This window comes from Polaromonas aquatica (genome assembly GCF_042659145.1).
GTDB classification, from domain to species: Bacteria; Pseudomonadota; Gammaproteobacteria; order Burkholderiales; family Burkholderiaceae_C; genus Polaromonas; species Polaromonas aquatica.
In genome coordinates this window covers 1-20,862 of sequence record NZ_JBHSRS010000074.1, presented here as the reverse complement: position 1 = coordinate 20,862, position 20,862 = coordinate 1, and the positions used below count along the sequence as shown (strand labels likewise).

The window sequence follows — 20,862 nt, the reverse complement described above, 5'->3', positions numbered from 1 at the left end:
AAACAGGCCGCCGATAGACCTGTTCCTTGGTCAATTAGAGAGCCTGAGCGCCCTTAAAAACCGAGGCTGGCGAGCAGGTCATCAACCTGCTCCTGGTCATCTACCGCGTCCTTGTTGCCTTGCTTGGTTTGCGGACCATTCAGCAGGCTCTGGCTTGCCTCCTGACGTTTTTCCGGCGGCGCATTGTCGATCAGCAATTGCAGAAGATGAGTTTCCATGTCCTTGATGACGTCCATCATCTTCTTGATGACTTGCCCGGTCAGGTCCTGGAAGTCCTGCGCCATCATGATTTCCATCAACTGGGCATTGGTCGCGCTCACTTGCTTTGGCACGTCGGACAAATAGGTCCGCGTATCCAGCACAAGCTCACGCGCCTCATCCAGCTCCAGCGGACTGGCAAACCACACATCCCACCGCTGGCTCAACCCGCTGGCCTGCCTGGAAAGCTGGTCCTGTATAGGTTGTGCGACATCCACGGCATTCAGCGCCCGCTCAGCCGCACGCTCGGTCATCTGGGCCACATAACTTAATCGGTCACGGGCATTGGGAATGGCCTCGGCCGCCCTGGCAATACTTTTGTCCAGGCCCAGTTCACGTATGCCCTCCCGCATCTGGCGCGTCAGCTGGCCAATGCGGTTAATCAGTTGCTCGGCCGAATCGCCGGCGACGGCATTGGAAGGTGCTTCCTGGGTCATTTCAAGCCCCCTCTTTCGCGATCTTTTCGAAAATCTTTGTGATCTTTTCTTCCAGCGTCACGGCAGTGAAGGGCTTGACAACGTAACCATTGGCGCCCGCCTGAGCGGCCGCAATGATGTTTTCCTTCTTGGCCTCGGCTGTCACCATCAACACCGGCAATTTGGCCATGGAGGGGTCAGCGCGAATAGCCTGCAACATGGCCAAACCGTCCATATTGGGCATGTTCCAGTCCGATACAACAAAACCATAGCTGCCACCCTTCAGCTTCTCCAGGCCAGCGGCACCGTCCTCGGCTTCGTCCACATTGACAAACTCCAGCTCCTTGAGCAGATTGCGGACAATGCGGCGCATGGTCGGAAAGTCGTCCACGACCAGAATTTTGATGTTTTTGTCTATCACGTTCACTCCAAAATTTCACTAATTACACAAGCAGTCAAGAGATGTGTTTCAGGCCCAGGCAACTAAGCCGCCGCTAGACACGATTGGCCCGCTCGCCAAACGAAGTCAGGTGCGCCATTACACGCTGGCTGATCTCAGGCAAGGGGGCCACCTCACTCGCGCCACCAATCGCAATCGCTTCACGCGGCATGCCGAACACCACGCAGCTGGCCTCATCCTGGGCCAGCGTATGCGCACCGGCCTGACGCATGCGCAACAGGCCCTCCGCGCCATCGCGCCCCATGCCCGTGAGGATGACCCCGATGGCGTTTTTTCCGGCGTGCTTGGCGGCGGAGTCAAACAACACGTCGATGGAGGGGCGATGCCGGTTCACGGGCGCCTCCTGGTCGACGTGCGCAACATAATTTGCACCGCTGCGCGTCAGTGACAAATGAAACCCGCCAGGCGCGATGTACGCATGTCCCGGCAATATCCGTTCCCCATGCACCGCCTCCGACACGACGATGCGGCAAAGGCCGTTAAGCCGTTGCGCAAACGAATGGGTGAAACCTGCCGGCATGTGCTGCGCGATCAGGATGCCGGGACTGTCAGGCGGCAATGGCTGCAATACCTCCCGGATGGCTTCGGTGCCACCAGTAGACGCCCCAATAATGATGAGTTTCTCCGTACTCAGCAGCGGACTGCGAAGCATGGGCGCATCCACAACAGCCGGCGCACCCACGCCGGAGGCCGGACGTTTTGCTGGCAAAAGCCGGGCAGCGGCAGCGATACGGATTTTCCCGGCAATCAGGTCTGTATAGGAGAGCAGGCCATCACGTATGCCCAGGCGAGGCTTGGTAACAAAGTCGATAGCACCCAGCTCCAGGGCGCGCAACGCCGCCTCCGATCCGCGCTCGGTCAGCGAAGAAACCATCACGACCGGCATGGGCCTCAGGCGCATCAGTTTTTCAAGAAACTCAAGGCCGTCCATGCGGGGCATTTCAACGTCCAGCGTCATCACGTCGGGGTTATGCTGCTTGACGAGGTCGCGTGCGACCAGGGGGTCCGAGGCTGTCGCCACCACGGTCATGTCGGGCTGGCTATTGATGATCTCGGTCATCAGGCTGCGTATCAACGCCGAGTCGTCCACGCACAGCACCTTGATTTTTTTGAGGCTCATAAAGTCCAACCATTCTTGACAGCGCCGCCGCGAAGTACACCGGTATCGAAGAGCTCCACCTTGTTGCGGCCACGCTGCTTCAGCAGCGCCTGTGCCAGCGCCTGCTCTTCGCCCTGTACCTGCAAGGCATCATCTTTTTGCCTCAGCTTTCGCACGGTGACCCTGCCGCTTACCGGAAAATAATTGATACGGCGAGGCAGGCTGCCGCGCAAGTCCTGGGCGGCAATCCTGACCTGCTCCATTTGCAGATAACGCAGCACAAAATCGGCATTACGCTCGCCGATATTGAGCAGTGTCATGTTGGCCAGTACAGCACCGCCACCAAACACTTTGGCCTCAAGCCGCTCGCGCCTGGCGCCGCCCCGGAACAATTCATTGAGCAGCATTTCCATGGCATACGCGCCGTAGCGCATCGCGACGGCCGTATCCCGCGAGGCCGGATTCATGTCTTCGGGAAGCATGAAATGGTTCATGCCGCCTATGCCCGCCGTATTGTCACGAACACAGGCTGAAACGCAGGAACCCAGCACCGTGGTCAGGACCATGTCCCTGGACGTGACGTAATACTCGCCGGGCAGCAACTTCACGGCCTCCACCCCAAACTCACGGTCAAAATAATGGTGGCTGGCAACCGACTCCATATCCGCGGCGATCATGCAGACGCCTTTTCCCGAACGGACGTCAATTCATAAACAGTCTGGCCTCGCAAGCGGAAGGTCTGATTGGCAAATGAAAAGTTCTCGGAATGCCCGGCAAACAGCAAGCCATGCGGTTTCATCATCGGTGCAAAGCGCTGCAGTATTTTTGCCTGCGTCGGCTTGTCGAAATAAATCATCACATTGCGGCAAAAAATGGCGTCAAACGAATCCTGTAGCGCCCACCTTGACGCCAGCAGGTTGAGTTGCTCAAACCGGACCATGGCCGCTACTTCAGGGCGTATGCGCACCTTGCCGGCCAGCGCGCCGGAGCCTTTCAGGAAAAACCGCTTGAGGCGCTCGACCGGCAGCTTGCTGACCTGCTCCATCGTAAAAATGCCGGCCTCGCCCTTGGCAAGCACCTGCGTATCTATATCGGTAGCGATCACACTGGCAGTGCTGGCGCGGCTACCCAGCGCCTCGATCAATGTCATCGCAATCGAGTACGGCTCTTCCCCTGTGGATGCCGCAGAGCACCAGACCGTCACAGGCTGGGGACATCTCCGGACATGCTCCGCCAGCACGGGAAAATGGTGCGCCTCGCGGAAAAACGCCGTCAGGTTGGTGGTGAGCGCATTGGTAAACAACTGCCACTCGTCACCCTTCGGGTCCGCCTCCAGAAACCCCAGATAGGCGGAAAACTCTTTCATTCCGAGATCCCGCAAACGCCGGGCCAGGCGGCTGTACACCATTTGCCGTTTTTGCGCCCCCAACGCTATGCCTGCACGCTCATGTATCAGCGTGCATATCCTCGAAAAATCATGGTCAGTGAGCAGAAAGTCCGGACCCACCATAGTGGCCGCAGCGGTATGCGGTGTTGTATTCATACGCTTTTATGTCATCGCACGCAGTCAGCCGAAACACTCACGTTCAAGACGAAAGGCACGAATTTCATTGCAGCAGGTGATTGGTTAGGTTTTTCATCGGCACATCGTGTGCCATGCGGAGACACACGCTTCAATGTACACAGCCCAGGCCTCTTGCCATACATTGAAAAACGTTCGAAAAGGCCTCTTCCTTTTGGCATTCCCGGCCAGCACGAGGCTCGGGCAGTCGGCGGGAAATGCCGGCTCAGAGCTTGAGGTTCTGCGCCCACGCAAGCGCTGACAGATGCGCCTGGTTCACGCGTGTACTTGTCATGAACAGGGCGTCTGCGAACTTTGATGCGCCATCGTGCGGCTGTTCGCACGCCTCGGCCAGGGACAGGAAAGGCCCGTACACCCCCCCCCGCGTCAGCAGGGCCTGCGCTATCGCATCCGGCAACAGTATCTGCTTGAACACCTCCTGAATCGGGACACCCAGCAATTGGTCCAGCAGAGAAAACATGCCTACTACAAACAGGTTTTCGGCCTCGCCTTTGGACAGCAGTCCCTGGCCCAGCAATTCGGCGAATCGCCCGCGGACAATTGCCGCCTGTAGCAGCGCCGGAGAGAATCCTTCCGTGCTGGTCAGCGCCAGCAGCACCGAGAGCCAGCGGAACAAGGGCTTGTAACCCAGCATGGCCACTGCATGGCGTAGCGACTGTATTTCCACCTCAATGCCGAAGCTGGCGGAATTGATGTACCGAAACAGCTTGTATGAAAGCGCGGGATCGCGTTTCAGTACCTTTTCCAGATGGCGGATATCGACGTTTTCCTGAACCATTTGCATCAACTGCAAAAGCAGCACCGTTTGCGGGCTCATGGCTTTCACCTGGCCGGGCTTGCGGGGCACCAGACAAAGATTTCCAAAAAATCCGTTCAGTCCCAGGGCGGCACAGGCGTCAAATGCCTGCCAGTCCGGAATGCCCTGCACCAACAGGGAAAACGGCGGCTTCGCATATTTGGCCTGGCTTATCAATTCAGGCAGTCCCGGCTGCGCCAGGGAAACCTCAAAATGCGTCAGGAAAGAAAGTGGCGCCTCCTCGGCGCTCATGCAGGCCGGGTCCGCGCCGCACAGCGCCAGGCCAAACCCCTGTTCGCGCAACGAGACCGCCAGCGGCAGGGCTTCGGCATCGCCCACGTCTTCCTGAGGCAGCATCAGTACTGTCGTTTTGGGCGGCAAAGCGTTCAACGCCCCGGAGGACAGGGCCGAAAGCCTTGCATCCAGAAATAGCAAACCCAATTCAGCCGCAGCGACACGTTCAGCGACCAGTTGCAGGAGCTGGGCCGTGTCGGCTTCGCTGGCCACATCATCGGCGGCTGCTTTTTGCCATGCGAGTTTGTATCCTTTGACCTGCTGCTGGGGATCAAGCAGAGGGGCTCGCGCAAGGTATTTGTTTTCAGGCATCAAGCATCAGGGTTAGGTTGCAGGAACCGGATCGCCTTCAAGCAGCTTATTTGCACCACCCGAATGTGAGCCAGTACGTTCTTGGGGCCTCCAATGGGTAAAAACAGATCCAGCGCACCCAGGACATCTGCATCTTCGGAATCCCTATGCCCGGCTTCTGCAAAAGTCACAGGAACGCACCTGCCCCAGGCACCTTTCCAGCGGCCACTTTAAGAAAAATCCCCGAAAGCTATCCAGCAAGCAGGCAGGGGAATCCACCTCTTCTTGCCCGATCCGGAAAAAACTCACAGTGCAACTTCCTCGATTCATGACGGTTTTCGCCCGGAAGTCGAAGCGCCTGGCCAGCTGTAGCACCGCCCGGACCCAGGAAAATCTGGAGAAAAAGGGCAAAAAATGCCGTTTGTGAGCCCAGCAGGCCATTTTCATTGGCCTTTTTGGCCTCTGGCCCAATAAAAACAAGCGCAGCCAGCTATCAAAAATATAGCGCCAAGGGACTGGCCGGACACCTCCAGCAGCTCTGCACAGCGGGATCCGCTGCGCGCTTGAAGCAAAATAAGGCGATGTTCAATATCGCGACCGTTCAAAAACCAGCAGACCAGGCACTGAGCCAGGACGGGCTGAGCCTGCTTTACCCGGCCGACCTGACGGCGACCCTCAAACTCCCGATGCCGGGCTGGCCCGGGGACTGGAACGCCCTAAGCGACTCCTGGAACCACCTGCCGCCGGACGCCCACCTCAAGGATGGCGGACACTACCGCAAGCGCCGGCACGCCTGTTTTATTCAGGACATGCCATCAGGCGCGATTGAGCAAACGCCGCACCGCGCGCACTGGCAACCCACCGACTACAACGCGCTGCATGGCGGCTTCGAGCGCTGGTTTGACCCCGTGGAACCCGCAGTGGCCAATGCGCCCGCCTGGACCGCCTTGCTGGCAGCATTCGGCAAACTATTTGCGCAGGTCCAGCCCGTTCCGCGCTGGTATATAGAAGCCCACCAGTTCCGGATTGACACCGCCGGCGGCGTGGGACGCCCCACACCGGAAGGCGCGCACCGCGACGGCGTGAACTTCGTGGTGGTGATGCTGGTGGCCCGGCAAGGCGTCAAGGGCGGTGAAACCCGCGTATTTGACGCGCACGGCCCGCACGGCGTGCGTTTTGTCATGCAACAACCCCTGACTACCCTGCTGCTCGACGACACCCGGGTGATTCACGAAACCACGGCCATACTCCCGGCCGACGACCACCAGGCGGAAAGCGGGTTCCGCAACACCCTGGTGCTCACTTACCGGTCTGCTGGTTTCCAGGCCCCCTGACGCCCCGGTCGCCGGCCAGCCGCGACCGTCTTCCCGCCCAGCCCGCAAAACAGCCTTTTCTGGCCTCTGGTAAAAATCCGCTTGACGAATATACTTTAAACCTAAACAATTAAAGCCAGATTAATCCAGAGAGTTCATACCTCATGCGCATCCTTTGTCTGGGCGGTGGTCCCGCAGGTTTGTATTTCGCTCTGCTCATGAAGCTGCAGAACCCGGCGAACGAGGTCACAGTGGTCGAGCGCAACCGCCCATTTGACACTTTTGGCTGGGGCGTGGTGCTGTCGGACCAGACGCTGGGCAACCTGCGTGTCGCCGACCCGGTCAGCGCACAGCTGATTGGCGACGCGTTTAACCACTGGGACGATGTCGAGGTGTTTTTCAAGGGGCGCAGCGTGCGCTCCGGCGGTCACGGTTTTTGCGGCATTGGCCGCAAGCGCCTGCTCAACATCCTGCAGGAGCGCTGCATTGAACTGGGCGTCGAGCTGGTCTTTGAAACCGATGTGCAGGACGACCAGGCGATTGCAGCGAAGTACCAGGCCGACCTGGTCATCGCCAGCGATGGGCTGAACAGCCGCATCCGCAACCGTTACGCCGACACCTTCAAACCCGATGTCGAGCTGCGCGCCTGCCGGTTTGTCTGGCTGGGCACGCACAAGACATTCGATGCTTTTACCTTTGCTTTCGAGCAGACGGAGCACGGCTGGTTTGCCGCACATGCCTACAAGTTTGACGACAACACGTCAACCTTTATTGTCGAAACACCGGAAGCCGTGTGGAAGGCCCACGGGCTGGACCAGATGAGCCAGGAAGACGGCATTGCCTTTTGCGAGAAGCTGTTTGCCAAGTACCTGGACGGCAATGCCCTCATGAACAACGCCACGCATGTGCGCGGCTCGGCGATCTGGATACGCTTTCCGCGTGTGGTGTGTGAGCGCTGGGTGCACCACGAGTCGATTGGCGGCAGGCAGGTACCGATTGTGCTCATGGGCGATGCCGCCCACACAGCGCACTTTTCGATTGGCAGCGGCACCAAACTGGCGCTCGAAGACGCGATTGAACTGTCACGCTGCTTTGCACAGAACACCGATGCCGACGAAGCGCTCCAGGCCTATGAAGCCGTGCGCTCGGTGGAAGTGCTGAAAATCCAGAACGCGGCACGCAACTCCACCGAGTGGTTTGAAAACGTGGATCGCTACAGCGGCATGGAGGCCGAACAGTTTTTTTATTCGCTGTTGACCCGCTCGCAGCGCATCAGCCACGAGAACCTGCGCGTGCGTGACGCGTCGTGGCTGCAGGGTTACGAACACTGGCTGGCCAAACAGGCTGACAGCAAACCCGCACCGCCGCCCATGTTGCTGCCCTTAAAGGTGCGCGATCTCCAGCTGAAAAACCGCATTGTTGTGTCACCCATGGCCACCTATAGCGCCATAGACGGCATGCCCCAGGACTTTCACCTGGTGCACCTCGGTGCCCGTGCCCTGGGCGGCGCTGCCATGGTTTTTGTCGAGATGACATCGCCCTGCCCCGAGGGCCGCATCACCCCAGGCTGCCCGGGCCTCTGGAATAAAACGCAGATGACAGCCTTCCAGCGCATTGTTGATTTTGTCCACGCCTCGGGCGCGGGCGCAAAGATCGGCATGCAGCTTGGCCACAGCGGCCCCAAGGGTTCAACCCAGGTCGGCTGGGAAGACCCCGACGAACCACTGCTCGCAGGCAACTGGCCATTGATGGCCGCCAGCGCGGTGGCTTACGGGCCGACCAACCAGATACCGCAAGCCATGACTCGGCAGGACATGGACAACATCAAGGCGGAGTTCGTGCGGTCCACGCGTTATGCGGCGGAGGCAGGTTTTGACTGGCTGGAACTGCACTGCGCGCACGGCTACCTGCTGTCGAGCTTTATCACACCGCTGACCAACCTGCGCACCGACGAATATGGCGGCAGCCTGGAAAACCGCTGCCGCTATCCGCTGGAGGTCTTCAGCGCCATGCGCGCCGTATGGCCGGCCCACCTTCCCATGAGCGTGCGCATCTCGGCGCACGACTGGGCGCCAGGCGGCAACACGGCAGACGATGCAGTTGAAATGGCGCGCCTGTTCAAGGCAGCGGGTTGCGACTTCATCGACGTGTCGTCAGGACAGACCACACGCGCAGCCAAACCGGTGTATGGCCGCATGTACCAGACACCTTTCGCGGACCGCATCCGCAACGAAGTGGGCATACAGACCATCGCCGTGGGCGCCATCTCTGAAGTGGACCATGTCAACAGCATCATTGCCGCAGGCCGCGCCGACCTGTGTGCAATCGCACGCCCACACCTGGCTGACCCGGCCTGGACCTTGCATGAAGCCGCAAAACTGCAAAGCCGGCATGTGGACTGGCCGCAACCCTATTTAAGCGGCCGGGACCAGCTCTACCGCGAGATTTCAAAGCAAAAAGAGCTCCTGGCCGCCATGGACAGCGCGCAAGCAGCTATCAAATAAATAGCAACCAAATAACAAGCAAAAAGGAGTACGCCATGGATATGGAAGCGCGAGGCCACAGCGAACACCCGGAAGCCCTGCGGCTCTGGCTGCGCATGCTGACCTGCACCCAACTGGTGGAAAAGCAGGTACGTACCCATTTACGGGAACAGTTCGACACCACGCTGCCGCGTTTCGACCTGATGGCCCAGCTGGAACGCAACCCCGAAGGCCTGAAGATGAACGAGCTGTCGCGCCGCATGATGGTGACCGGCGGCAACGTTACCGGCGTCACCGACCAGCTGGTAACCGAAGGCCTGGTGGAGCGCGTGAGTGTTGAAGGCGACCGTCGGGCCTATCGCGTACGCCTGACTGCTCGGGGGCGCAAGGTATTTGATGAGATGGCACGCCAGCACGAAGCCTGGATTGTTGCAGCCTTTGAATCGTTATCACAACGCGAAGTCGAGTCGCTGCACAAGCTGCTGGGCAAGGTCAAGCAACACCACAACGCAAACCAACAGGAAAAGACGGAAACCCCATGAAGCACTACATAGGCCAGTCAAACCCCATGCGCGCGCAATTTGATGCGCTGGCCAGCTACCAGGCCAAACATTTCGCCTACGCTTTTGACGCCGGTGTCGCCACGCTGACCCTGAACCGGCCCGAACGCAAAAACCCGTTGACCTTTGACTCGTATGCCGAACTGCGCGACCTGTTTCGCGCACTGAACACCGCCACCGATGTAAAAACAGTCGTGCTGACTGGCGCCGGCGGCAACTTCTGTTCAGGCGGGGACGTACATGAAATCATAGGCCCGCTCACCAAAATGACCATGCCCGAACTGCTGGAGTTCACACGCATGACAGGCGACCTGATCAAGTCCATGCGCCTGTGCCCGCAACCCATCATCGCGGCGATAGACGGCATTTGCGCCGGTGCAGGCGCCATGATGGCGCTCGCCGCAGACATGCGGCTGGGCACGGCGCAGGCCAAAACGGCTTTCCTGTTCACGCGTGTGGGCCTGGCCGGCGCCGACATGGGTGCCTGCGCACTGCTGCCCCGGCTGATTGGCCAGGGGCGTGCATCCGAACTGCTGTTTACCGGCCGCGCGATGAATGCGCAGGAAGGTTTGCAATGGGGATTTTTCAACGCCCTGCATGAACCTGCAGAGCTGCTGAACCAGGCACAAAAACTGGCACACGAGCTGGCCAGCGGCCCGACCTTTGCGCACGGCATGACCAAAACCATGTTGCACCAGGAATGGGCCATGACGCTGGACCAGGCCATTGAGGCCGAAGCGCAGGCCCAGGCGATCTGCATGCAGACCAGGGATTTCACACGCGCATACGAGGCATTTGCCGCAAAGCAAAAACCCGTTTTCCTGGGTGATTAAGCGTATGAAGCCCAGCACCACCCACCTTGCGCTGCCCTTTTTCGACAGCGTTCACCGCGACCTGGGCCAGCGACTGGCCGACTGGATTCCCGAGCAGCACATAGACGAAAGCGATGACCGCAGGGCCTGCCGGGAGTGGGTCCGCCTGCTCGGTGACAACCAGTGGTTGCGCTACTGCGTGCCCGCCGGCAAGGACGGCGCACTTGGCGGCGCACTGGAAAAACTCGACTCCCGGGCGCTGGTCATCCTGCGCGAAGCGCTGGCCTTTCACTCCCCACTGGCCGATTTTGCATTTGCGATGCAGGGCCTGGGTAGCGGCGCGATCACTCTGGCCGGTACGGCCGAACAGCAAGCGGCCTACTTGCCGATGGTGGCCAGCGGAGAAAAAATCGCTGCATTTGCGCTAAGCGAACCCGATGCAGGCTCAGACGCAGGCGCCATGAGCACCGCCGCCAGCCAGGCCGCAAACGGATGGACACTCAAGGGCAGCAAGACCTGGATCAGCAATGGCGGCATTGCCGATTTTTACGTCACCTTTGCAAAGACCGACCCGGCGGCAGGAACACGAGGGATCACGGCATTTATTGTGGATGCCGATGTCCAGGGCCTGGACAGCAGCGAACACATTGCCGTCATGGCACCGCACCCACTGGCAACGCTGAAGTTCAGCAATTGCCAGCTGGCGGGCAACACGCAACTGGGCACCCTGAACGGCGGCTTCAAACTGGCCATGCAGACGCTGGATATCTTCCGCGCCTCGGTGGCCGGCGCGGCGCTGGGCATGGCCCGGCGCGCGCTGGCCGAGGCCGTGAGTTACTCCAGGCAACGGAAGATGTTTGGGCAAACGCTGGCGGACTTCCAGCTCACGCAGGCAAAAATCGGCGAGATGGCCGCGCTGGTGGATGCCGCAGCCTTGCTGACTTACCGCGCCGCCTGGATGCGTGACGAAGGCGAGCGCCTGGGCAGCAGCGTGCGAGTCACAGCCGAGGCCGCGATGGCCAAAATGACGGCCACCGAAAACGCACAACGCGTGATTGATATGGCACTGCAGATGCACGGCGGCCTGGGGGTCAAGGTCGGAACAAAAGTCGAAAGCCTGTACCGGGACATCCGTTCGCTGCGCATCTACGAAGGCGCAACAGAAGTTCAACAGCTCATCATCGGGAAGGCGGTGTTGCAATCATGAACCAGACTTTGCCAGCGTCCGGCCTGTCTGCCCAGGCTGACCACTTTGTCCATGACCGGTTGCCCCCAGCGGAGCAGCGCGCGGAAATGCGCTACGACCTGCCGGGACTGCAGGTGGCGGACCAGGCGAACCTGGTCGATGTACTGCTGGCCAAAGTTACCGCGCGTGGACTGTCTGGCCGGCCGTTCCTGCGCTCGGACAAGATCACCCTCACCTATGAAGATGCGGCAGAACGCATCAATCGCATCGCACAAGTCCTGACCGAGGATTTCGGCCTGGTGCCGGGTAACAGGGTGCTGCTGCGCGGCGGCAACTCCATGGGCATGGCACTGGCCTGGCTTGGCGTTGTCAAGGCCGGTCTGATTGCAGTAGCGACCATGCCCCTGCTGCGCGCCAAGGAGCTGGCCGAGGTGATTGAAAAATCACAAGCGCAACTTGCCCTGTGCGACGCCACGCTGCTGGACGAGTTGCAGACTGCCAAAGGTCAAAGCAAGATTCTTGAGACCATCGTGCCCTTCAACCTGATGAACGAGCCGGGGTCACTCGCAGTTCTGGCTGCCCGGAAAGATGGGGCATTCAAACCCTGCCTGACAGCCGCCGACGATGTTGCCCTGATGGCGTTCACGTCAGGCACCACAGGCAAACCCAAAGCCGCCGTGCATACGCACCGCGACGTGCTGGCGGCATGTGAAGCCTGGCCGGGCCATGTACTCAGGGCGACGCCGGACGACATCGTGATGGGCTCACCACCGCTGGCGTTTACATTCGGCCTGGGAGGTTTGCTGCTGTTTCCCATGTGGGCCGGCGCGTCGGTGTATTTCCCCTCCATTGCCTACACGCCGGAGGCGATGGTCAAACTGATCAACCAGACCGGCGCAACAATCTGCTACACCGCACCGACTTTTTACAGGCAGATGGCCGCCTTTGCAAAAGCGCATGGCACGCCAACGCTGCGCATCTGCGTGAGCGCTGGCGAGGCCTTGCCGGACGCCACACGCCAGCTCTGGAAAGAAGCCACCGGCATTGACATGCTGGACGGCATAGGCGCCACGGAGATGTTCCATATTTTCATTTCCACCGTTCCCGGCGATGTACGCCGCGGCGCCATTGGCAAGGTCGTCCCGGGTTATGTGGCAAAGGTCGTTGACGACCAGGGACAGGAAGTGCCGCGCGGAACCATAGGCAAACTGGCCGTCAAGGGGCCTACCGGCTGCAAATATCTGGACGACGTACGGCAAGCCAGCTATGTCAAAAATGGCTGGAACTACCCGGGCGACGCCTTCATGCAGGACGCTGACGATTACTTCTTCTACATGGCGCGTGCCGACGACATGATCATTACTGCTGGCTACAACGTAGGCGGGCCCGAGGTTGAAGATGCCTTGTTGAAACACCCCGCTGTGGCGGAATGCGGTGTGGTGGGCTTGCCCGACGAAGAACGCGGCATGATCGTGAAAGCATTTGTTGTTTTAAAGCCGGGGCAGGAAGGCGATGCAGCCACGGTCAAGGCCTTGCAGGACCATGTCAAGGCCACACTGGCGCCGTTCAAATACCCTCGCCAGGTGGAGTTTGTGGACAAACTGCCGCGTACCGAGACCGGGAAGCTCCAGCGTTTCAAATTGCGTACCCCATGATATTCAGCACGCCCAAGCAAATACGCTTTCACCATTGCGACCCGGCTGGCATCGTTTTTTACCCGCAGTTTTTTTACCTGCTGCATGAAGCCCAGGAAGATTTCCTGGCGCACATCGGATTCCCCCAGCACCGGCTCATCCAGCGCGGTTTTGGTGTGCCTATCGTGGACCTGAAAACCGAGTTTGTCGGCATGTGCCGTTATGGCGACGAAATCACGATCAGCCTAAGCCTGTCCAGGCTGGGCAACTCAAGCCTGGGCATGCAGTATGAACTTCATGCGCCGGAGCAACGCCATGGTGAAGGCCGGGTGCTCAAGCTGAAGGCGGCCTCCGTGCTTGTTTATTCAGAGTTGCCGCATGGCAAGCCTGCCCGCATTCCCGACGATCTGCGCCAGGCGCTGCAGCCCTATCTCCAAAACCATTCACAAGAAACACCATGAAAAAACTCCAACCTCCAGACTGGGCTGAACCCAGGGGCTACGCCAATGGCGTGCTGGCACGCGGCTCACTGATATTTGTCGGGGGCCAGATTGGCTGGAATGAAAAGCAGGAATTTGAGAGCGATGACTTCATTGCCCAGACACGCCAGGCCCTGCTCAATATTTTCGCCGTGCTTAAAGCTGGCGGCGCAGGACCCGAACACATGGTACGCATGACCTGGTACGTGGTGGACCGGGTGGAGTATGTGGCCAGGCTGAAAGAACTTGGCGGGGTTTACCGCGAAGTCATGGGCAAGAATTTCCCGGCCATGACATGTGTTGAAGTGTCGGCACTGGTAGAAGAACGTGCCCGCATCGAGATCGAAGTGACGGCGGTGTTGCCTGATTGATGGCGCAGTCTTAAACAGACTTGGCGTCAAAAAGGGCAGCGCATGACTGCCCTTGTGGTATCTATGCTTTTTCTTGAACGGCCTATTTGGCAATACCCGTCACTTCAATCGTGACACGCCGGTCTGATTGCAGGCATTGAATCAGTTGCTCGCGGCCGAGGCCGGCAGCGCAGTCCTTGCTGACCGCGTCTCGCTTGCCCTTGCCTTGCGCCACAGTGGTAGCAGATTTGACGCCCAGTGATTGCAGATGGGCCTGGACAGTTTTTGCACGCGCCTCCGACAGTTTGTCGTTGTACTCGTCAGACCCCAGGCGATCCGTATAACCGATCACAGTCAGCGCCTGTATGGACTTGTAGGCCTTGAGCCGCTGGGCCACATCAGCCAGTCGCTGCAGGCCGCCCGGAATCATGTCTTCTGCGCCTGATTTGTCAAACCTGAACAATGTGTCCGTGAGCAGGACATAGGTCTCCTTGCTTGTTGCCGCTGCGGCGCCGGCAACAGCAGGTGCAAGCGCTACGCTGCTGGCAACCGGCACGCCGGCCTTTGGCTGCGCACAGTTGTCGGCTTCAATTTTTGCGGTGCGCAAGGCGTCCTCCACCATCTGTATGTGCGGGGTTGCCTGGCGCCAGCCGGTTTGCTCGTCAGCATGCCCTGCGCGCACCAGGCGCACCTCGGCGCAGGCGACCGTGCGGGCATTGCAGGCCATGGATGCCGGCTGGTTTTTAAAGTTGCTGAGCTGAGCCCACAGGTCATCCCTGAGCTTGGAACTGCGGGCGACCAATGGCGTGTCATAGCCAGCACGAGTCGATTTGTCGGCCTCGAGCAACTGCGCGATTTTCACGGCCTCGGTGAGAGATTCCTCGATATAACCTGTGCGGTCATTCTCGTGGTACTGGCTTTTGGCCGTATCCAGCCAGCACTGTGCCTTTGCCAGCGAGTAGCTGTTTTGCGGAATACCGGCCTCGTTGAGTTTGCGAAGCCGCTGCTGCACGCCCTCGATGGTTTGCCGGTCCGAAAGTATGCGCTCGTCCGTAAACCGCGTTTGCTGTGGGGCAAGACCGGTAGCCTGGGCAGAGGCAGCGGGGCCTTCATTCCTTGTAGCGCCTGAGGAACAACCAGCCAGTACCACGACGGCAAAAAGCGCCAGGGCAACAGGATGATGGGGGGCGATTGAGTTGGTCATGGCCATCCTCATCAGGGTTAGGGTTTCATCACGTTAGGGTCAATCGTCTTGTTGCTGGCAGGATCGTTTTTGCGGAACAGGTCTTCGTCAAACTTGTAGCGCAGGCCAAGCACCCACCCACGGTTGGTGTAGTCATTGCCGGTCAGGCCGGAAGCGGTACCCGAGGAACTGAAGCCGCGCCAGTTGTAGCCAAGGGTCGCGTACAGGTTGTCCATCACCACGTAGCCCACTTCCAGGCCGTAAGCGTACTGCACATCACCTCCAGTGCCCTGCAGCCTGGAGAATATGGCACCCACAGACCAGCGGTTGGTTACGTCATAGGTAACACGGCCGCCTAGCAACTGGGCACGGTAGCTGTCGTTCACGGTGCCAAGCAGCAACTCGTTGACGTTCTTGTAGGCATAGCGGCCCGAAATCCACCAGACCCTGCTAGGGTGGTAGTTGCCACGGAAACTGATGACGTCCGTCGTACTGTCAATCTGCGCTCCAGGCGTCGAGTCCCGCTCATCCTTGCGCTCATAGAGGCCAAGGGCATCAAACTTGTTGCTGTCCACCGGGCGATACGCAAAGCCCACCTGGAAACGGCTTTGCAGTTTATCGGTGCCCAACGCGGTGCGTGGCTTGATGATGCTGGCGTACTCGCGCGCGAGCAAGGTCCAGTCGCTGTCGAGCTTGCGTGCAGCGCCCACAGTGAGCAACCAGTTGGTGTTGTTGATGTCTTCACGCCACTCCGCACGTCCGGAGCCCTTCCAGATCGGGCTGGCGGTATATTCCAGCCCGACGGCCGCGGAAGTTGCATTACCGCTGGTGCTGGCCAGCCTTTCCAGGTTGGTCGTCATGCGGATACCCTCTGCCACGCGCCAGCCGTTGCGCAGGCCCAGGGCTCGTTGTACCTCCTTGCCGGATGCAGAGTCGCGCAATCGGTATTCGCTGTACAGCGAGCCGTCTTCCATGTATTGGGTATCGACACCCACCGAGAAAGCACCGCTTACCGGACCCACACCCAGGCCGTACGCACCACTGTATTGCGTGCTGCGCTCATAGCGGCTGTACAACCGGGTTTTGTCCGCCACACGCCAGTCCGCACCCAGCCGGTAAAGGCTGGAGCCGTTGCCGCTGAACGCACGCTGGCTTTCTGCCGAAACATTCAACCTGTCGGTGACCGCCCACCGTGCGCCCAGCCTGTAGAGGTTGCCAGGATCGGTGCCCGTCACACTCTGGAGCTCACCGTCAACAGTCAGCGCATCGGTGACCTTGTAGGCTGCACGGGCGAAAACAGAGTTGCGTTCCAGGCTGGCAGGCGCACCCGGCGCTGCGTTGATGCCGACATTACACAGGACCGGCAGGCCAGTCGCCGGGTCAATCGACTGGTTGCCGACCTGGCTGATGCCGTACCCTGTGTTGTAGCCGGCGATGGCACCTGGCGCAGTGCTTGTACCAGCCGCATTGTTGGTGCAATTGACAGCCGTTGTCTGCGTCAGGCTGATAGAGTTTTGCTGGACCCGGCGAACACCACCGCCGACTGTCAGGCGATCCGAAATTTTCAGATCCAGGCCGATGGAACCCTGCTCGTTGAGGCTGCCCGATATGCTGTCTTTGGAGCTCAGGAACTCACCCGTCACGTTCAATTTTTCGTTGACGCGATAGGCACCGGAAGCGCCCATCTCCGTCTTGCCGCCGGTGACGCCGGATGAGGCATTGTTGAAGTCTGCGCTTGAACGCAGGCCGTAAGCCCTGTAGCGCAAGGCATCGTCCGCGTGACGAATTTCAACGCGGGCAGCATTGCCCTCAAACTGACCCGACTTGCCTGCGAAGTTGGAACTGACATTGGTATTAAAACCACTGCCATTGGTGTTGACGACACTGGTGGTGCGTGCCACCTCTGCAATCAGTTCAGTGTTTTTGCTGAGCTTTAGGGAAAGATTGGCACCAACAACCTCATACGGTGCGGCCGGATTCTCGTCCTTTGCACCAGCGACACCAACAGTCAGGCCTTCACTTATTTTCAGGCGGACATCCCCACCATAGACAAAATACTTGTCGCCGCCCTGGTTCACCTCATAGGTGATGCGGATAGAGACCGGGTTAAGCTGATCGTCAAAGCTGGGGACCGGCGCACGGAAAAGAATTTGCCCCGAGAAAGGTTCAAACTCATAGTCCAGGTTGCGTGAAACCGGCGTGACCTTGATGATGTTAGTCGGGCGGTACCTGTCCCGTGTCAGTATCTCGATTTTTTCCGTTCCCGTCACACCGTTGGGATTGGACACGGCATACGGCCCGGACACCCCGCGTGCAGGGAACTCGTCGGTTACCTGCCGTAACGATTGCTGGGCAACGAACCCATTCGCCGTTACATTGCCTTCTTCGTAGTGCCCACGCACGCCGGGCAATGAGCGGCTGTACTGGCTCAAGGTCCGTGCGGGATTGTTGTCAAGCGTGGTGTAGTCGCCAAGCAGCAGGTAGTTGAGCTTGTTGTCTATCCGCACATACAGCTTGCCGGAACTCTGCGCGTCAACGCCACGCACGCTCGAGTCACCGTAGACAGGGTAAAACGCGTTCGGATCAATGTCCTGGAACAGCTTTATCCGGGTGTCCTTGTCGGAGTCATAGGCCAGTGTCAGCAGGTACTCGCCCTTGACCTTGCCTTTCAGGTAGACCGCAGCACGCGCACCCAGATTGGTCTTGCCGCCGTTAAAGTCTTTGGTGAAGCCCTTTAGCTCATTGTCAAAGCCGTCATTTTCACGAACCGGTGTGATCTGGCGGGGATCAAACTTGTCCGAGCGCAGGCGTCCTTCAATCAGGCCTACGGCTATGAATTCCCTTAAATCAGGAACATAACGAACCACTACTTTTTCGGTCACCCCCCGCACCGAAACTTTCAAAGTCACGGGGTCGGGCTTGAAAGGCGCGATAAGCTTGAACTGCAAGGCGCCGTTTTTGACGACGTATTGCACGCCAGGTGTGATCCGGTCAATATCACCGCGGTCTGCACCGGACTCGGAGGTCATCCGCCCTGGCATCAGGACGCGCGCGCCGCCATCGACCTCAATGGTGACTTCCACATCGGCATTGACGCGCTGGGCATCCTTGTCAAAGAGGCGTAACTGCACCTCTGTCGCACTCACACCGTCAGCGGACAGGTTTTCACCTTCCACCTTGAGGCTGATTTTGCTGACCGGCGAGGACAACCGCTCAAGGAATGACGTGAAGGGGCGTGGGCCTATCCCCTGCTGGCCGCCCGTCTCAAAGAGGCTCTTTGCCTCCGGTACATCCGCACTCGTGGTATTGAGCGCAGGTTGCGCCAATGCCAAGCCCTGTGCCAGCATTACCGCCAGCGCGATAGGCGTGCGGCGCAATATCACGCCGTCGGGAAAACAGCTGGTCTTGATGCGTTTCATCGCACAACCCCCGGAATAACGGGGAAGAGGTTCTGCTGGCGGGTAGCCGGCAGGATCTGCTGCGGTACTTCACCGGGGCGATTTTCAATTCTCAAGGGCAACGCTCTCTCTGCTTCAGGCCCGCTCACACCACCTTGCGCACGACGTGCCTTGACCTGGTCAAGAACTTCAGGGCTGCAGGAACCCTCGATGAAATCAGCTCTGGCCAACTCGCCACCCTTGAGGTCCACAAAGATGCTGTCGCCCACACCAGCATTGCGATTGCTTGATGGCACAAGGCGTGAGCCTTTTGGCAAGGTAGTGCGGTCGACCTTGACCACATGGGTTTGTGACTTGACACCGCAAACGCTGTATTTGCCTTCCGAATCAGTGATGATAAAACTGCCGTCCAGCATCACAAGGCGTACGCCAGGTATGCCAATTTCGCGGCTTCCGCCCGAGTTGTTCTGCATTGCATTGCCGTCGCAATCGATATATACCTTGCCGGTAATACAACCCTCGTTGCTGAATACGCCGCCTTGTACATTCACCTTGAAAAGCGCCGTATTGGAACGTACTGGAGACACCACGGTTGCGCGGTTAATTCCGTCGCCCTGCTGTGAACCGACACCCAGACGGACAAAGTAGGTCAGCTCGGCGGTGGCCTGTCCGGCGATGGTTCCTATGTCGAAGGTCAGTTCCCTGCCGACACCGCCAGCAGGATTGGCTAGTGCCACACCAGCCAGGCGCGATGTGCCGAGGATGTAGCGGAAGCCTGCCGGCAGCATGTCTTGCAGTTTTATATTGGAAATAGATCCCATAGTCGTATTGCGAATCCGTACGGTGTATTGCACGGAATCACCCAGTTCAGCTACCGTTTTGTTGCCGGTTTTGCTGACAAGCAAAGCGCCCGAAGCGATTGGAGGATCAAGCGGAATGTTGTTATTGACCACCTCAATAAAGCCCGGGAAGTTGAGTTGCAACCGGAGGAAATACTGCGTGCCCACTCCACCCACCAGGCCAACCACAGGTGCTGCGCCGTTAACGCCCACCGCCGGCGCCGTGGGTTGTGGCTGTACAAGCGTTATGCCGGGGGCAGCATTCAACACGCCCTGTGCAGGTGCAACGCCACCTTGCACGGCCTGCGGTGGTGCATAACCGCCTGGTGGTGTCACATCCAGCCGGTAAATGCCTGCGGGCGGATTGTTGAGGAAAAAGAACTGGTACAGCCCGTTTGCACCAGTCAAAACGGTATCTGTGCCACCCAAGGTCTGCGTGGCCGGGTTGAAAGCGCCAGGACCTTCGTACACAAGCTTGACAGTCGCACCGGCCAGCGGCTGGCGTGAGACGGAGTCGTAGACCACCCCGCTCGGGTCGAGCGGCAGGTTCTGCTGCTGGACATTGTCTCCCGCGTACAGGGTGACGTTCTCGATCAGGGAAGAAAGCGGCGTCGCAGGACCGGGTGTGATGGCCGTCGTCAGTGAGTTTGTTCCGGTCGACGTATTCCCCAGCAAGGTAAGAAGCTGCTGGTTAAATGGCGTACCGTAAATGGCATTGCTGGATTCATCGAAGAAGCGGACGCCATAACCCGTACCCGGGGGCAAGCCCATGATGCTGTAGAGGCCATCCACCCCCGTCGTTGCAGACCCAATCACGGTCGTAGCGGAGCCGGTCACCTGAATGACCTCAACGCGGAAGTTCGCAATCGGTAGATCTATGCCCGGGTCGAATATCTTGTTCTTCTGGACATCCTGGAATACGCGGCCGCTCAACACAGCATTGCGGGGAACGCTGCCCAACGTCATGGCTGCTGTCGAAACGTTATTTGCGGTATTTGTCTCAGGCGTTGTTGTTGCGACAGTGCTGGTAACGGAATACGTTCCTGTCAGTCCCGGCGTACGGAATGTATAGGTGAACGTGGTCGTAACACTTGGGTTCACAGTTCCCAGCCCGGCCATGCTGCTCGGGAACACAATAGCCGGCAGGCCTGCCACCGTTGTGGTGTTCGCGCCAGCAGGGAGTCCCTGGATTTGAATGCCAACAGGGAATGTAACGGTACCGCCTACATTCAGGCCGGGGGAGAAGCCGATGTTGCCGAAACTCACCGTGCCAGAGACAACTACGCTCGCAGAGACGGTTGCGGGAACGCTCACTTTGGTTGTGACATCCGCTTGGGCAATCGACCCTACGCTGAAAGTCGCGGTGTTGTTGGCCGGATTGGTGTCGTTGAGTGCCCCGGTCGTAGCCGTCCCCAGCACCGTTGTCGAT

The 20,862-nt window shown here is 59.1% G+C and carries 16 protein-coding genes and 1 pseudogene; 8 read left to right on the top strand and 9 right to left on the bottom strand.

All coding sequences use genetic code 11. From position 1 onward, the window contains the following. Positions 1-53: 53 nt before the first annotated feature. The 6 genes from cheZ to ACFQND_RS13655 all read right to left on the bottom strand — a co-directional run bounded on the left by cheZ (position 54) and on the right by ACFQND_RS13655 (position 5,217). Positions 54-695 (bottom strand): protein phosphatase CheZ, encoded by a 642-nt coding sequence (gene cheZ / locus ACFQND_RS13680; protein ID WP_371438285.1) that lies wholly within the window; start codon positions 693-695, stop codon positions 54-56. A 1-nt stretch (position 696) separates the two neighbouring features. Continuing rightward, positions 697-1,092, bottom strand: a complete 396-nt coding sequence (gene cheY / locus ACFQND_RS13675; RefSeq protein WP_371438301.1) for a chemotaxis response regulator CheY — start codon at positions 1,090-1,092, stop codon at positions 697-699. Between the two features lie 76 nt (positions 1,093-1,168). Beyond that, entirely contained in the window at positions 1,169-2,254 is a 1,086-nt protein-coding gene (locus ACFQND_RS13670) for a protein-glutamate methylesterase/protein-glutamine glutaminase (RefSeq protein WP_371438286.1), read from the bottom strand. Beyond that, positions 2,251-2,910, bottom strand: a complete 660-nt coding sequence (gene cheD / locus ACFQND_RS13665; RefSeq protein ID WP_371438287.1) for a chemoreceptor glutamine deamidase CheD — start codon at positions 2,908-2,910, stop codon at positions 2,251-2,253. The genes ACFQND_RS13670 and cheD overlap by 4 nt, the downstream gene beginning before the upstream one ends. Then, positions 2,907-3,776 (bottom strand): CheR family methyltransferase, encoded by an 870-nt coding sequence (locus ACFQND_RS13660; protein ID WP_371438288.1) that lies wholly within the window; start codon positions 3,774-3,776, stop codon positions 2,907-2,909. Before ACFQND_RS13660 ends, cheD begins: the two co-directional genes overlap by 4 nt. Before the next feature lie 244 nt (positions 3,777-4,020). Next, positions 4,021-5,217 carry an EAL and HDOD domain-containing protein gene (locus tag ACFQND_RS13655; RefSeq protein ID WP_371438289.1) on the bottom strand — a complete coding sequence of 399 codons (1,197 nt, stop codon included), beginning with the start codon at positions 5,215-5,217 and terminating at the stop codon, positions 4,021-4,023. A gap of 560 nt (positions 5,218-5,777) precedes the next feature. Here ACFQND_RS13655 and ACFQND_RS13650 point away from each other — a divergent pair. From ACFQND_RS13650 to ACFQND_RS13615, 8 genes are all read left to right on the top strand, one after another. Next, positions 5,778-6,530: a 2OG-Fe dioxygenase family protein gene (locus ACFQND_RS13650; protein WP_371438290.1), complete on the top strand. Its 753-nt coding sequence runs from the start codon at positions 5,778-5,780 to the stop codon at positions 6,528-6,530. A gap of 143 nt (positions 6,531-6,673) precedes the next feature. Beyond that, positions 6,674-9,013: a bifunctional salicylyl-CoA 5-hydroxylase/oxidoreductase gene (locus ACFQND_RS13645; RefSeq protein WP_371438291.1), complete on the top strand. Its 2,340-nt coding sequence runs from the start codon at positions 6,674-6,676 to the stop codon at positions 9,011-9,013. Between the two features lie 35 nt (positions 9,014-9,048). Then, on the top strand, positions 9,049-9,534 hold the full coding sequence (locus ACFQND_RS13640) for a MarR family winged helix-turn-helix transcriptional regulator (protein WP_371438292.1): 486 nt from the start codon (positions 9,049-9,051) through the stop codon (positions 9,532-9,534). Beyond that, the gene (locus ACFQND_RS13635) at positions 9,531-10,385 is read left to right on the top strand and encodes an enoyl-CoA hydratase family protein (protein ID WP_371438293.1); all 855 of its coding nucleotides are present in this window, start codon (positions 9,531-9,533) and stop codon (positions 10,383-10,385) included. The genes ACFQND_RS13640 and ACFQND_RS13635 overlap by 4 nt, the downstream gene beginning before the upstream one ends. 4 nt (positions 10,386-10,389) lie before the next feature. Continuing rightward, positions 10,390-11,571 (top strand): acyl-CoA dehydrogenase family protein, encoded by a 1,182-nt coding sequence (locus ACFQND_RS13630; RefSeq protein WP_371438294.1) that lies wholly within the window; start codon positions 10,390-10,392, stop codon positions 11,569-11,571. Beyond that, positions 11,568-13,205: a benzoate-CoA ligase family protein gene (locus tag ACFQND_RS13625; RefSeq protein ID WP_371438295.1), complete on the top strand. Its 1,638-nt coding sequence runs from the start codon at positions 11,568-11,570 to the stop codon at positions 13,203-13,205. The genes ACFQND_RS13630 and ACFQND_RS13625 overlap by 4 nt, the downstream gene beginning before the upstream one ends. Further along, positions 13,202-13,645 (top strand): acyl-CoA thioesterase, encoded by a 444-nt coding sequence (locus tag ACFQND_RS13620; protein WP_371438296.1) that lies wholly within the window; start codon positions 13,202-13,204, stop codon positions 13,643-13,645. The genes ACFQND_RS13625 and ACFQND_RS13620 overlap by 4 nt, the downstream gene beginning before the upstream one ends. Then, positions 13,642-14,034 (top strand): RidA family protein, encoded by a 393-nt coding sequence (locus tag ACFQND_RS13615; RefSeq protein ID WP_371438297.1) that lies wholly within the window; start codon positions 13,642-13,644, stop codon positions 14,032-14,034. Before ACFQND_RS13620 ends, ACFQND_RS13615 begins: the two co-directional genes overlap by 4 nt. A gap of 82 nt (positions 14,035-14,116) precedes the next feature. On the opposite strand, the gene ACFQND_RS13610 is transcribed toward ACFQND_RS13615, so the two are convergent. The 3 genes and pseudogenes from ACFQND_RS13610 to ACFQND_RS13600 form a co-directional block, all read right to left on the bottom strand. Further along, on the bottom strand, positions 14,117-15,217 hold the full coding sequence (locus ACFQND_RS13610; RefSeq protein ID WP_371438298.1) for an OmpA family protein: 1,101 nt from the start codon (positions 15,215-15,217) through the stop codon (positions 14,117-14,119). A 17-nt stretch (positions 15,218-15,234) separates the two neighbouring features. Continuing rightward, positions 15,235-18,615: a hypothetical protein gene (locus ACFQND_RS13605; RefSeq protein WP_371438299.1), complete on the bottom strand. Its 3,381-nt coding sequence runs from the start codon at positions 18,613-18,615 to the stop codon at positions 15,235-15,237. Continuing rightward, positions 18,612-20,862, bottom strand: a pseudogene (locus ACFQND_RS13600) (hypothetical protein); the annotation flags it as partial. The pseudogene ACFQND_RS13600 and the gene ACFQND_RS13605, both read right to left, overlap by 4 nt.